This window comes from Streptomyces rubiginosohelvolus (assembly GCF_014649875.1).
In the GTDB taxonomy this organism is placed as follows: Bacteria; Actinomycetota; Actinomycetes; order Streptomycetales; family Streptomycetaceae; genus Streptomyces; species Streptomyces rubiginosohelvolus.
Genome location: NZ_BMTW01000002.1, coordinates 483688 through 497466 on the forward strand (window position 1 = coordinate 483688; position 13779 = coordinate 497466).

Annotated in this window: 10 protein-coding genes and 1 pseudogene; 2 read left to right on the forward strand and 9 right to left on the reverse strand. The window is 73.1% G+C overall.

The genetic code is table 11. The annotated features are described in order from the left end of the window. Positions 1–81: 81 nt before the first annotated feature. The 4 genes from IE134_RS09470 to IE134_RS09485 all read right to left on the reverse strand — a co-directional run bounded on the left by IE134_RS09470 (position 82) and on the right by IE134_RS09485 (position 5297). A complete protein-coding gene (locus tag IE134_RS09470; protein WP_308431880.1) occupies positions 82–948 on the reverse strand; it encodes a FadR/GntR family transcriptional regulator in 867 nt (288 codons plus the stop codon). A gap of 181 nt (positions 949–1129) precedes the next feature. Continuing rightward, complete coding sequence (locus IE134_RS09475; RefSeq protein ID WP_030716037.1) at positions 1130–2863, reverse strand: ATP-binding cassette domain-containing protein; 1734 nt, start codon at positions 2861–2863, stop codon at positions 1130–1132. Between the two features lie 145 nt (positions 2864–3008). Continuing rightward, complete coding sequence (locus IE134_RS09480) at positions 3009–3767, reverse strand: NUDIX hydrolase (protein WP_010063447.1); 759 nt, start codon at positions 3765–3767, stop codon at positions 3009–3011. Between the two features lie 135 nt (positions 3768–3902). Next, positions 3903–5297 (reverse strand): DUF4192 domain-containing protein, encoded by a 1395-nt coding sequence (locus tag IE134_RS09485; protein ID WP_189430172.1) that lies wholly within the window; start codon positions 5295–5297, stop codon positions 3903–3905. A 110-nt stretch (positions 5298–5407) separates the two neighbouring features. Between IE134_RS09485 and IE134_RS09490 the strand changes: the two genes are divergently transcribed. Together IE134_RS09490 and IE134_RS09495 are read left to right on the forward strand one after the other, a co-directional pair. Next, positions 5408–7579 carry a RecQ family ATP-dependent DNA helicase gene (locus tag IE134_RS09490; protein WP_189430173.1) on the forward strand — a complete coding sequence of 724 codons (2172 nt, stop codon included), beginning with the start codon at positions 5408–5410 and terminating at the stop codon, positions 7577–7579. 216 nt (positions 7580–7795) lie between these two features. Then, positions 7796–8443, forward strand: coding sequence for a hypothetical protein (locus IE134_RS09495; protein WP_189430175.1), 648 nt, complete (start codon positions 7796–7798; stop codon positions 8441–8443). A gap of 143 nt (positions 8444–8586) precedes the next feature. Here the strand turns inward: IE134_RS09495 and IE134_RS34605 are convergent. The 5 genes and pseudogenes from IE134_RS34605 to IE134_RS09520 form a co-directional block, all read right to left on the reverse strand. Then, a pseudogene (locus IE134_RS34605) lies at positions 8587–9238 on the reverse strand (hypothetical protein). Positions 9239–9300: 62 nt separating this feature from the next. Beyond that, complete coding sequence (rnhB, locus tag IE134_RS09505) at positions 9301–10011, reverse strand: ribonuclease HII (RefSeq protein WP_030716026.1); 711 nt, start codon at positions 10009–10011, stop codon at positions 9301–9303. A 186-nt stretch (positions 10012–10197) separates the two neighbouring features. Next, on the reverse strand, positions 10198–11955 hold the full coding sequence (locus IE134_RS09510) for a DUF4153 domain-containing protein (protein WP_189430176.1): 1758 nt from the start codon (positions 11953–11955) through the stop codon (positions 10198–10200). A gap of 190 nt (positions 11956–12145) precedes the next feature. Then, positions 12146–13054: an ADP-ribosylglycohydrolase family protein gene (locus IE134_RS09515; protein WP_097985244.1), complete on the reverse strand. Its 909-nt coding sequence runs from the start codon at positions 13052–13054 to the stop codon at positions 12146–12148. Between the two features lie 12 nt (positions 13055–13066). Next, positions 13067–13726 (reverse strand): histidine phosphatase family protein, encoded by a 660-nt coding sequence (locus tag IE134_RS09520; RefSeq protein ID WP_032789555.1) that lies wholly within the window; start codon positions 13724–13726, stop codon positions 13067–13069. Positions 13727–13779: the final 53 nt, after the last annotated feature.

Genomic DNA, 13779 nt, shown 5'->3' on the forward strand with positions numbered 1-13779 from the left:
AGGTTGCATCCCCTTCCATTGTGCCGCCGAACCTGTGCGGCCCGGCGGCATCGGGCCCGCGGTCCCGTCACCCCGGCCGGTTCAGTGCTCGCGCGGCGCGGGAACCACTCGTTCGACGTCGGGATGGACGACGAGCAGTTGACGCATGGCGGTCTCGGCGGCCCCGGCGTCGCCCGATGCCAGGGCGTCGGCGATGCGCGCATGGTGAGCGAGGGAGGTCTCGCCGGGACGGTCACAGCCGGTGACGGGACCGCCGGAGACATGGAGGGCGGCCGAGACGATGCCGGAAAGGTGCTCGAGCATCCGGTTGCCCGCGGCCTGGATGAGCAGCGCGTGGAACTCGGCATCGGCGCGGGAGAAGGTGATCGCGTCCCCCTGGCCCGTGGCGTGCCCCATGATCTCGACCATGTCGGCGAGCCGCTGCTGAATGTCGTCCCGGCCGTGCCCGGCCGCGAGGCGGGCCGCGAGCGGCTCGATGGTCCAGCGGAGCTCGGCCAGCTCACGACGCTGGTCGTCCCGCTGGGGGCCGAAGGCACGCCATTCGATGATGTCGGGATCCAGCAGGTTCCAGTCGCTGACCGGGCGGACCCGCGTCCCCACGTTGGGACGGGCGCTGACCAGCCCCTTGGCTTCGAGGACGCGCAGGGATTCACGGACGACGGTGCGGGAGACCTCGAATCGCTGGCCGATCTCCTCGGGTACGAGGGGGCGGTCCGCGCCGAGGTCACCGGAAACGATCATCTGGCCCAGCTGCTGGACGAGTTGGCCGTGGAGACCGCGCCCCCGGCTGGCCGAGCCCCGTCGGCTCGCCCGTCCCAGCTCGGAATCGGCGCCGCCCCAGGCCCGGGTCGCGGCACGCTCGCCGGCCGGCGCCTCCGGATAGGGATAGCGGTCGAGTTCGCCCGAGCCGGCCAGGCCGGAATCGGCGGTGCGGGCGGCGGTCATCATGGTGTGCGCAAGGGTACTCACGCATCCTTTGTCGGCGCGGCTCGCTCACCCCTTGAGGTCTTTGGTGAAAAGCACACGAAAGGGTGATCGGCGCCCGCTCCGCAATTGACGCCATATCCGCACAAACCAGTCATTTTTCAGGGAGTTGCGGACCCCTCTCCCCGGCGCGGGGCGGCGGCGATCACCAACGCGCCTTTCCTCGAAGGCTGGTGAACAGATACGCGCAGATCAGGGCCGACAACGACAGGGTGAGCGCGGTCCCGACGGGCTGCGCAACCACCCGCGCGACGGCGAGGATCCAGTGGTCCGCCTCCTGCGGCAGCTGCCACCCGGCCAGTTCACGCAGCCGGCCCGGGAGTCCGGCAACCGAACGCGCGGACGGCACCGCGAAGATCTTCTGCACCAGCGGAACGACGAGCACCGGTACGGCCAGCACCGCGGCGATACCCGCACCGGCCACCCGGAAGACACCGGCGGCCAGCAGCCCCGCCCAGGCGCAGCCGACCGTCAGACCGGTCCAACTCGCTCCCAGCGCGAAGGCGTTCGAAGGGATCTCGATCAAGTCCGGTCCGTACACGAGCCGGAGACTTTGCGCTCCGCCCACCACGGTGAGGGCCGCGAGCAGCAGGGCGAAGCCCGCGGTCACGGTGAGCTTGGCCAGCAGCAGCCCGAGTCTCCGGGGCACGGTGCCACGAGCGGCGGCGAGCGCGGGATAGCGGAACTCGTCCCCGAAGGACAGCGCCCCGAGCAGGCCCGCGCCGAGCGCGGCGGGAGGCAGCGGCAGCAGAGCGGGCCAGGCGGCGAGCACGCGGGGAAGGGCGGTGCCGTCGGTACGGGCGAGCAGGACGGACATCGCAGCCGACACGACCAGAACGGCCGCCATGATCATGGTCGTTTTCCGGACGCCGAGGGAGCGTCGCAGTTCGTACCGGAGGGGGCGCAGCGGGCCGCGCGCGGGGCGCACCCGGATCGGGGGCGGCAGCTCGGACAGGGCGGCGGCCGCGTCGTCCCGCTCCGCTCCCCCGGGCGCCGGGTCGGCGGGTCCGGTGTCTCCGATCTCGTCGGCGAGCCGGTGCACGGGGACGCCGTGCCGGTAGGCGGTGTCGCCGATCTCCGCGCAGGTGCTGCCGTACACCGTCAGCCGGCCGCTCGCCTCCTCGACCACCTCGACGGAGCGCTGCGCCGCCCGGGCCTCCCGGCTGACCACGGCCGCCAGCCGGGCCGCGTGCGGGGTGCGGACGGCGACGCGGGCCCGGAGCCGGGTGCGGGCGAAGTCGGCGACGTCCTGGTCGGCGACGAGGCACCCGCCGCCGATGGTGACGACGCGATCGGCGGTGCGGGCCGCCTCCTTGGGGTCGCCGGTGGTGTAGAGGACCGTGCCGCCCTGGGCCGCGTGCGCGCGCAGCAGCCCGTACAGCCAGCTGTTCTCCCGTGGGGACAGCCCGTCCGCCGGTTCGTCCAGGATCAGGGTGTGCGGGTCTCCCAGCAGCGCGGAGGCGAGGCCGAGGCGGCGGTCCATCCCCACCGAGAGGGTCCCCAGGCGCTGGTCCCCGAGCCCGGCGAGACCGACGACCTCCAGCACCTCGTCGGCCCGGGTGGCGGGCACGCCCGCGGCCGCGCAGAGCATCCGGAGCTGGCCCCGGGCGGTCCGGGAGGGATGGCCCGGTACGTCGCCGAGCAGCACGCCCACTTCCCGCGCCGGGTGGGCGATGCGGTGCAGCGGCCGCCCCCGGAAGTAGGCGACGCCCCGCCCGGCGTCCAGTTCGAGCATCAGCCGCAGGGCCGTGGTCCTGCCCGAGCCGGGGGCGCCCAGCAGGGCCGTGACCCGGCCGGGAGGAGCTTCGAAGGTCAGATCGTTCACGGCGGGCGGAGCGTCGCGACGGGGGGTGCTGGTGAGTCCGATGGCCTGAAGCATCGCTTCTCTCGCGTCTCTCGCGGACGGTGAGACCGCTCGGCGGCAAGGGGGTACCGCAGCAACATAACGCGACATTTCAGACTTTTGGCGCAGGGGCGGTTCGACGGGCGCTCCGCGGGACCGGCGCGGGGGAACGTCCGAGGGCTCAGACCTCGGGGCGCAGCATCGGCGGGTTGAGCACCGTGGCCGCCCCGGCCCGGAAGAGCTGCGCGGGCCGTCCGCCCTGGCGTGTGGTCGTCCCGCCGGACGGCACCAGGAATCCCGGCGTCCCGGTGACCTTGCGGTGGAAGTTACGGGGGTCGAGGACCACACCCCACACGGCTTCGTAAACGCGGCGCAGCTCGCCGACCGTGAACTCGGGCGGGCAGAACGCCGTGGCCAGCGAGGAGTATTCGATCTTGGAACGGGCCCGCTCCACCCCGTCGGCCAGGATCCGCGCGTGATCGAAGGCCAGCGGCGCCGCCTGCTCGCCCTCCCGCCCGGTGCCGGGGTGCAGCAGATCCTCGACCGGCGCCCAGCGCGCGCTGTTGGCGTCGCCGCCGGCCCGGGGCGCGGGCAGGTCCGGTGCGAGGGCGAGGTGGGCCACGCTGACCACCCGCATCCGGGGGTCGCGCGCCGGATCGCCGTAGGTGGCCAGCTGCTCCAGATGTGCGCCGTTGCCCACGGCCGGTTTCGCCGGATCGTGCGCGCAGAGGCCTGTTTCCTCGACGAGTTCGCGCGCTGCCGCGGAGCCCAGGTCCTCGTCCAGCCTGACGAAACCGCCGGGCAGCGCCCATCGGCCCTGGAACGGGGTCTCTCCGCGACGGACGACCAGCGCGCAGAGCGCGTGACGGCGCACGGTGAGCACGACCAGGTCGACGGTGACTGCGAAGGGCGGGAAGGTCGACGGGTCGTAGGGCGGCATGCCGCGATCATAGTCGTCTGCCTGACGATAAACACTCCCTTCAGCATGCTCGTGATCAGTCCGGGTGCCGCTGTTCCGGAATCGCCGGGGCGGGGAGCACCACGGCGTGGCAGGAGCGGCCCGTCGACGGGACGGTCAGTCATGCCGCCTCGCCCTGCTGCCGCGTCGGCCGTACCGCCGGGCCTCGTGCGTCCGCCGCCCGGCCGCCGGGACCCGGGGACGGGTCGAGCCGGGTGACGCCTTCCGCCGCTCGGCGCCCGGAGGCCGGAGAGCGCGCGCCCGCCGCCGTCCGCCCTCGGGCAGCGGGCGGACCTTGCGGACGTGCAGAGGGGCGGCGCCCCGGTCGGTGGCGGACCCCACCACCGCCTCCCCCGCTTCGGCGTCGGCGCCCGGCTGCTCCTCGTCGGCGTCGGCCGCCTCCCGCAGACAACGGCGCAGGGCCTCCGGATCGAGCCCTTCGTTGCAGGCCCGGTGCAGCAGTTGGGCGAACGTGTAGTCCGGATCGGCGCGCAGCGCCAGCGACAGGGCGACCCGGGCGCCCGGCTCGTCGCCCGTGGACCAGGAGACCCAGCCGGCCAGAGTGAGCGGAGCCGCGGCGTGCTCCCTGTACGGTCCGACGCAGCGCCGTGCCAGCGTCCGCCACAGCCGGAGGGCGGACTGGGCTTCCGGCCCCTCCATCCAGGCTGCGGCCTTGTCCCGGGTCTCGCGGTCCTGGAGCCCGAGGATGACGGCGGCGGCCTCGTCGGAACCGATCAACTGGTCGTCCCCGGCGTCCGAGAGTGCGGGTGGCGCGGGCTGTGCCTCCTCGATCCGGTCCATGAGCCGGCGCGCCAGTCCGAGGGTCTCCGTCGCGACCTCCCGCCTGGCCCGCTCGTCGAGAAGCCTCGGCAGCAGCGCCGGTCCGGTCGTGTCCAGGGCCATCTCCTGCGCCCGTACGGCTGCCGGAGTCCGCCAGGGCTGGAGCCGCGCCTCCATGTCTCGCAGCGTGCCCCGCACATGGACGCCCGCGTAGGTGGCGGCCGCGGCCATCACCGTCGTACCGGGCATGGCCAGGGGATTTCCCTGGTCGGGGCAGCACCGCGGGTCGGGACAGCAGTAGGACCAGTAACGGCCGTCGGAGATGCAGAGCGCTTCGAGGACGGGGACGTCGAGTGCCCCGCACGCTGTCCGTAGACGTTGCGCGAACGGCCTGAGCCGCTCCATGGTCAGCCGGCCGCTCGAACCGTCCGGGGAGTCCTGGCAGAGGAAGATCACGATCGCGTCGGGCCGCCCTTCGCGCCGCTCGCTTCCCGAGACCAGGCACTCCGCCAGCTGGTCGGCGACCGGCCCCCATTCGCCGGGCGCCTGCGGAATTCCGAGGCGGAGCCGGCCGCCGAAACGGCCCTGGCCGCCGTGCAGGGCCACCATCACGACGCTGTCGTCGGGGTAGAAGCCCATGAGATAAGGGAGGGCGTCGGCGAGGTCGGCGGGGCCGCGCAGGGTGATCTGCTGCTCCCCGGCGGGGCCGGTGGATTCGTGGTGCTTGCTCATGGCTCGACGGTCCCGCGAGCCGCCGAATCCCGCGACCCCTGTGGATAACGTTATCCACAGGCTCGCGCCGTCGTTCGCGGTTTGTCGTAGTCATCGGGTTGCATGGGGGCATGACCAACGCAGACCGTGCAGCGCTCAGGGCTTCGGCCGACTCCGTCCTCGCCCGCCTGGTGGGCGACGACAGCGGTAAGGCCGTGCTGCGCGAGGACCAGTGGGTGGCCATCGAGGCGCTCGTCGCCGACAAGCGCAGGGCTCTGGTCGTGCAGCGCACCGGCTGGGGCAAGTCCGCCGTCTACTTCGTGGCGACCTCGCTGCTCCGCGCCCAGGGCAGCGGCCCGACCGTGATCGTCTCACCGCTGCTGGCGCTGATGCGCAACCAGGTCGCGGCGGCGGCCCGGGCCGGGATCAGCGCCCGCACGATCAATTCGTCCAACACCGAGGAGTGGGAGAGCGTCCAGGCCGAGGTGGCGGCGGGTGAGGTGGATGTCCTGCTGGTGAGCCCGGAGCGGCTCAACAACCCCGACTTCCGCGACCAGGTGCTGCCGAAGCTCGCGGCGGCGACCGGGCTCCTGGTGGTCGACGAGGCCCACTGCATCTCCGACTGGGGGCACGATTTCCGGCCCGACTACCGGCGGCTGCGGACCATGCTCGCCGATCTGCCGACCGGGGTCCCGGTGCTCGCCACCACCGCCACGGCCAACGCCCGGGTGACCGCGGACGTCGCGGAGCAGCTGGGCACCGGCGCCGGCACGGACGCGCTGGTCCTGCGGGGGCCGCTCGACCGGGAGAGCCTGAGCCTGAGCGTGCTGCAACTCCCCCATGCCGCGCACCGGCTGGCCTGGCTGGGCGACCATCTCGGCGAGCTTCCCGGCTCCGGAATCATCTACACACTGACCGTGGCGGCGGCCGAGGAGATCACCGCCTATCTGCGCCAGAACGGGCACGCGGTCGCCTCCTACACCGGGCGGACCGAGAACGCCGACCGGCAGCAGGCCGAGGACGATCTCCTGGCGAACCGGGTCAAGGCCCTGGTCGCCACATCCGCGCTGGGCATGGGATTCGACAAGCCCGACCTCGGCTTCGTCGTGCACCTGGGCTCGCCCTCCTCCCCCATCGCCTACTACCAGCAGGTCGGGCGTGCGGGGCGCGGTGTCGAGCACGCCGAGGTACTGCTGCTCCCCGGCAAGGAGGACGAGGCGATCTGGCAGTATTTCGCCTCCGTCGCCTTCCCTCCCGAGGAGCAGGTGCGCCGCACCCTGGACGTGCTGGCCCAGGCGGAGCGGCCGGTCTCGCTCCCCGCCCTGGAGCCCTTGGTCGATCTGCGCCGGACCAGGCTGGAGACGATGCTCAAGGTGCTGGACGTCGACGGTGCGGTGAAGCGCGTCAAGGGCGGCTGGATCTCCACGGGCGCCCCTTGGGTCTACGACGCCGAGCGTTACGCCTGGGTCGCCCGGCAGCGGGAGGCCGAGCAGCAGGCGATGCGCGACTACGCCTCGACGACGGCGTGCCGGATGGAGTTCCTGCGGCTGCGTCTGGACGACGAGGAGGCGGCGCCCTGCGGACGCTGTGACAACTGCGCGGGCGCCCGCTTCGACGACAAGGTCTCCACCGCCGCCCTGGACGGAGCCCGCCACGAGCTGGGCCGGCCCGGTGTCGAGGTGGATCCCCGCAAGATGTGGCCCACCGGCCTGCCCGCGGTGGGCGTCGATCTCAAGGGGCGTATCCCCGCGGGCGAGCTGTCCTTCGCCGGACGGGCGCTGGGCCGGCTCTCCGACATCGGCTGGGGCAACCGACTGCGCCCGATGCTGGCGGCGCAGGCTCCGGATACTCCGGTGCCGGACGATGTCACGGACGCCGTGGTCACCGTGCTCGCCGACTGGGCGAAGGGGCCGGGCGGTTGGGCCTCCGGATCGGCGGACGCGGCTCCCCGGCCGGTCGGTGTGGTGACCGTCGCCTCACGCCGCAGGCCGCAGCTGGTCCAGTCACTCGGCTGGCGGATCTCCGAGATCGGCCGGATGCCCCTGCTCGGGACGGTCTCCTACGCGCCGGGCTCCGAGGACGTGCGGATGTCCCAGACCAACAGCGCGCAGCGGGTGCGGGCGCTGCACGAGTCCCTGGTCGTGGAGCCGGATCTGGCGGCGGCGTTGGCGGCGGCCGACGGCCCCGTCCTGCTGGTGGACGACCTGTCGGACACCGGCTGGACCCTGGCCGTCGCGGGGCGCCTGCTGCGGCGGGCCGGAGCCCAGGGAGTGTTTCCGCTGGTCCTCGCGGTTCAAGGGTGACAGGGGGAGTCATCCCGGGCGGGTCTGGGCAGGGATATCAGTGTCATTCCGGCTGATTCCCGTCAGCCGCAGTAATTGCTCGTTGCCGCCTGCCGGTAGGCCAGGGAGAATTGGGAGCGCCCCCGCACAGTTCTCGTCGGGCCCGGAAGGGCTGTGCCGCGGCGCGCCCTCACCCGACCCCTGCCCGCACTGTGGGCGCGTAGCGAAGGGAGGACCGTGACCTTCGGATTCGCCCCGTCCTCAGCCACGTCGACATCGGCGTCCTCGGTTTCCGCCGACTCCGTCAACCGCCTTGCCCGCATGCTCGAACCGGCGGAGTGGGCCTCGGCGGGGATCCCCCTGCTGCGCAGCCCCCGAGAGGTCGTCAGCGGCCTGCACTCCCGTCACCGGCCGACTCCGGCCACCGCGGTGGTCGCGGTCCTCGACCATGAGGAACGGCTCACGGCGAGCGCCTCGTTCGCCCGCCGGTCGACGCTGGCCGCGGACGGCTGGGAGTTCCGCAACGCCCTGCTGGCGCAGTTGCGGCGGGTGATCCCGCACGATCTGCGCCGCCGTACGCCGGTCCGTACGGCCGTCCTTCTGTACTGCCGCGACGGCGACGAACGGTGGACCGAGGAGGACGGTGCGTGGATGTGGGGCCTCCGGGACGCCTGCACCCTGCACGGGCTGCGCTGCGGCGCGTACATCACGCTGACCCGCGGGGGCTGGCAGGTGCTCGGCGAGGGAAGGGGCGGGCGGCGGCCCAGTTCGCTGTCGGAGCCCTCTCTCCTGGCCGACACCGTCTCCGCCCACCAACACCGGAGCGCCCCGACCCGGTCGGGCGGCGGAGCGGTGGAGGCGCTGCGTCGCACGGCGGCCCGCTGAGCGGACGCCGACCGCCTGCCGGACGGCGCTGATCCTCAACCGGGCGGCCCGGTCACGGATGATCGTCAACCGGCCGGCCCGGTCACGGCCGGAGGACCGGCCATGACGGTCCCGGCCGCCCGTGCGGGCGGCCGGGACACCGGTCAGACCCCGGCGCCGAGTGCGGAGTTGATCGTCTGCGGGTCTCCGCAGACGATCAGCAGCACGCCCGCGCGATCACGTGCGGCAGGCAGGGTGCGCGCCACGGTCCCGTCGGCGTCACCGTTGACCGCGACGACGACCACGGGCCGGGACGCAGCCCGGTCGGCCGCGGAGACGTCGGCGAAGAAGACGTCGTCGCCCGCGTCGTGCTGGGCCCAGTACGCGGCTTCGCCGAAGGACAGCTCGTGGGCGGCCCACGGGTGCTGTTCGCCGGTGGTGAGCACCAGGATGTCGCCCGGTGCGCGACCGGACTCCAGCAGCAGGTCGACGGCTTCCTCGGCCGCGTCCAGCGCACCGGCCACCGGGGCCGGGATCAGCTGGATCTGCGGTGCGGAACCGTTCTCGGCCGGCTTCGGACGGGCGGGGGCCGGCGCCGGAGCCGCAGGGGTGGGGTGGGCGCGCTGCGCCGGGGGCGCGCTGCGCCGGGGGCGCGGGGCGCGCGGGGCCGGGGCCCGGACGACCGGGACGCGGGGTGGCCGCTGAACGCGGACCGGGTACGGGACGGAGGGTCGGCGCGGTGCGGCCGGCGGCCGGAGTGACGCGGGGACCCTGGGCGCTCTCGGGAATCTGAGGCTCCTCGGAGATCAGAGGCAGGAAAAGTGGTCTGGGGTGAACGCCGATGTCGTCGGCGTGGTCGAAAGGGCGCGTGCGCGCGATCAGAATTCGAAGCCGAGCTGGCCCCCGCTTTCGAGTGCGGCCGCCTCGGCGGAAATACGGACCTTCTTCAGGTGCTGCCACCGGGGCAGCCCGTCCAGGTACGACCAGGAGAGGCGGTGGTGGGCCGTGGGCCCCCGCTCCTCCAGCGCGGCCCGGTGCACGGGCGAGGGATACCCCGCGTTGGCGTCGAAGGCGAAGTCGCCGCAGTCCTCGGACGCGGCACCGAGCTCGGCCATCATCCGGTCCCGGTGAACCTTGGCGATCACCGAGGCCGCCGCGACCGCGATACAGGACTGATCGCCCTTGATCACGGTGCGGACCTTCCAGGGAACGCCCAGGTAGTCGTGTTTGCCGTCAAGTATCACCGCGTCGGGACGGACCGGAAGACCTTCCAGGGCGCGCACGGCGGCGAGCCGGAGCGCGGCGGTCATTCCGAGGTCGTCGATCTCCTGCGGCGAGGCGTCGCCGAGGGCGTAGGCGGTGACCCAGTTCCGCAGCACGGGTTCGAGCTCGGCGCGCCGCCGCGGGGTCAACAGCTTGGAATCGGTGAGACCTTCGGGCGGTCGGCGCAGGCCGGTGATCGCCGCACACACGGTGACGGGTCCGGCCCACGCTCCGCGTCCGACCTCATCGACACCGGCGACGGTCCTGGCACCGGTGGTAGCGCGAATCGAGCGCTCGACGGTGTGCGTGGGTGGTTCGTACGGCATGGCGCCAGCCAGCGTACGCCGAGAGCCACGGCAGCAACACCCCGGGGCACCGTGCGTACTGCGAATCAGCCATCGAGGGCGGGTGTACAGGACCGAAGGCCCTTTGAACACAGCTGCGTTCAAAGGGCCCTCGGGCTCGGAGGGTGTGGCGGCTCGGAGCGGCGCCGCCGCTCGGAAGGCCGTTGCTCAGTACGGTTCGTAGCCGTCGTCGTCCGGCTCGTAGCCGTCGCGGAACCCGTCCGTGCCCAGGCGGTAGCAGTCCCGGCCGTCGCCCCGCACCGGGCGCTTCTCCAGGATCTCCTTCGCCCGCGCCTCTCCCCAGCTGGTCGCGTACCAGGGGGTGTCGGTGTGGAGAACCTCGCGCTGGATGATCCGCAGCGCACAGGAGCGTTCCGGTTCGGGGAGCCGGTCCAGGGCCGGTACGGCGTCGGCGGAGAGGTCCTTGACGTAATCGATGTCGATGCCGGCGGACTCGCGGGCTTCGAAGCGCTGGACGTTCTGCTCGGCGATCAGTCCGTCCGGCGAGATCAGCCCGAAGGCCAGGACCCCGGCCGCCGCGCTCACCGCGATGGCCCGGGGCAGGAACCGGGCCCCGAAGACCCCGGCCGCCAGGATCAGGACCAGCACCACCCCGAGCCAGAGTTCCATGGCGGCCACGGATATCCGGAGCCTCGTGAGGCCGTACTCGTCGACGTACAGGTCCATGCGGCGCAGCGCGGAGGCGACGACGACGAGGGTGAGCACGCAGAGGGTGCCGAGGACGGCGCGCACCAGCGTCCGGTCCCGGCTACCGCCGCGCGGGGCCCAGCGCAGGGCCAGGGCGATGACGAGGAGGGTGAGCAGGGTCGCCCAGAGCAGCTGCCAGAAGCCCTGGCGGGCGTACTCGGCGTGGTCGAGCCCGGTCTCCGCCCGCACCTTCTCGTAGCCCCCGAGGAGGACGACGAGCTGGAGGGCGATGAACGCGGCGAAGAGCAGGTTGAGCACGATCAGCGGAAGGGCCCACTCGACCCGTCCCCGCGGCTTGCCGGACGACACGGTGATCCCGTCCCAGCGCACCGGGGCCGCGGCGGCGTACGCGGCGGCGAGCGCACCGGCCAGACCGAGCGCGAACAGGAAGATCCGCCAGGGGCCCTCGCCGAGCGAGACGTCGGGCATGAGGTCGCCCAGCAGATCGGCGAAGGCCGCGTCCGCGCTCGCGAAGAGCGTCCCGAAGACCACCAGCAGCACGACGGCCACCGCCGTGGTGCGCAGGCCCGCCCCCCAGCGCGCCCGGGAGCCGTCGGCGCGGGCACGTATCCCCCGTACGCCCCAGATGATGCCGGGGACGGCCGAGTCGAACAGGCCCAGCGAGCCGATCAGTACGCCCAGCCAGCTGCGGCTGCCGTGCAGTGCCAGCGAGCCGAGCGCGAAGGCGGACACCACGGCGAGGAACGTGGGCCAGCCCGCGTCCCGGAGCGCGGGCACGGCGAGCAGCGCGAGGCCCCCGACCGCCCAGGTCGCGGTCCAGGGCCGCAGCCGACGGCCCGCCGACCGTGCGGCGAAGAACGCCGCCAGCGCGGCGGGCACCGCCACGATCAGCAGGTTCACCCCGAGTCCATCGCCCAGGAAGAGCGCACTCACGACGGCGGTGGCCAGGACCGACCAGAGCACGGCGGGACGGATCAGGGGCGGAGCGGGTGGCCGGAGCCGGGCTGTCGCTCCGTCGCCCGGACTGTTCCTGGCTCCGGGCGCCCCCGCACCGTACTGCCAGGGATTGCCGGGGCCGGCTGGCGGTGCACCGGCGGTCACGGTGGCCTTGACGGCCTGGTCGGCCACGGCGGTTGCGGCGGGCGCGGCGGGCGCCGGTGATTGCGGTTCCGGTTGTTGTTGTTGCGGTTGCTGTTGCGTACCGGCTTCCGGTGACTGCCCCGGCGGTCTGGACGCCTCGGACGGCTGATCGGACATGGGACCCCTCCCCCCACCGGTTCCGGGCGCGGCCCACAGCCGTACGCCCGGCCCGGTGTCTCATTCGGCGCGCGCCCTCAAGATCAACCAGGGGCGGCGTGGCCGAAAGAGTAGTCCCGAACTCTCGTTCGCAGACACGCAGAGTGATCCTGTGGCAGGACCGTGACAGAGAGGCGGAACAGCCGGAGGGTCAGCGCAGGGACGGGGTCAGCCACCCCGGCGGCTCCTCCGTCTGCTCCAGCCAGCCGGAGGGTGGTGCTCCGGTCTCACCGGACGCGACGACACCGCCGACGATGGCGCACGTCGTGTCGACGTCGCCGCCCGCCTGGGCCGTCACCCAGAACGCTTCCTCGTAGTTCCCGAGGCTCCTGGCGGCCGACCAGAGCGCGAACGGCACGGTGTCGTGGGCGCTGGTCCGGCGGCCGTTGCCGAGGACCGCGGCGACCGTTCCGGCGTCCTGGTAGTCCAGCATGTCGCGGGCCCGGCGCAGCCCCGCGCCGACCGCGCTGCGGGGCACGAGCGCGATGACGCCGTCGAGGAGGTCCTCGGGGCGCGGCGGCCCGCCGGGGGCGGCGGCGAGCGACGCGGCGGCGGCCACGGCCATCGCGCCGACGACGGCCTCACGGTGCTGGTGGGTGGTGTACGACGAGATCTCCGCCTGGTGCGTCGCCTGCTCCGGGTCGTCCGCGTACCAGGCGCCGAGCGGGGCGATGCGCATCGCCGAACCGTTGCCCCATGAGCCCTGGCCCTTGAACAGCGCCGAGGACAGCTCCCGCCAGTCGCCGCCCTCCCGTACGAGCCGGAGGAGCCGGTTGACGGCGGGGCCGTAGCCGCGGTCGAAGTCGTGGTGCTCCGCGAAGGAGCGGGCGAGCGCGTCCTGGTCGATACGGCCGTGCTCGGCGAGCACGGCCAGGACCGAGCAGGCCATCTCGGTGTCGTCGGTCCACTGCCAGGGCCCGGGCGGCAGGGCCCGCTGTTTCAGCAGGGGGTAGTTGGCCGGAACGAAGAACTGGGAGCCCAGGGCGTCTCCCACGGACAGCCCACGCAGGCTGGCCAGGGCGCGTTCGAAGCGCCGCGCGGAAGCAGAATCAGCGGTCATCGCACAGCCACTCTAACCGGTACGGCCGTACGGTTCGGGGGTCCGCCAGTGCTGAAAGGGCCGGTCGAGGGTGTAGCGGCCGTTCTCGCCCAGCAGCAGGGTCCGCGTCTCGCCGTTGCCCGGATTGGACAGCGACTCGAACTCCGCGACCGACCAGTGGAACCAGCGCATGCAGAACAGCCGCATCGTCAGTCCGTGGGTGACGAGCAGGACGTTCTCCGGGTGGTCCGACTCCTCGAAGCTCCGGTGCAGGCTCTCCAGAAACGCCCCGACCCGGTCGTAGACGTCGGCGCCGGACTCGCCCTGGGCGAAGCGGTAGAAGAAGTGCCCATAGGCGTCCCGGTAGGCCTTCTGCAGCCGTACGTCGTCCCGGTCCTGCCAGTTGCCCCAGTCCTGCTCGCGCAGCCGGGGCTCCTCGCGGACCCGGACGCGTGCCGGGTCGAGATCGAAGGCCCGGAACGTCTCGTGGGTGCGGCGGTAGGGCGAGATGTAGACGCTCACCCGCTCGTCGCCGAACTGCTCGCGCAGCTCCTGGCCGGTCTCCCGGGCCTGCCGCAGACCGGTGGCGGTGAGCCGGAGCGCGTGGTCGGGCTCCCGCTCGTACACCGTGTCGTCGGCGTTGCCCTCGGACTCGCCGTGCCGGACGAGGACGATGCGCTGCGGTCGTGCCATGTCCCGAGCCTAGAACGGATCGGACCCGCACGATCGGTCGGGGCGGCAGGAGA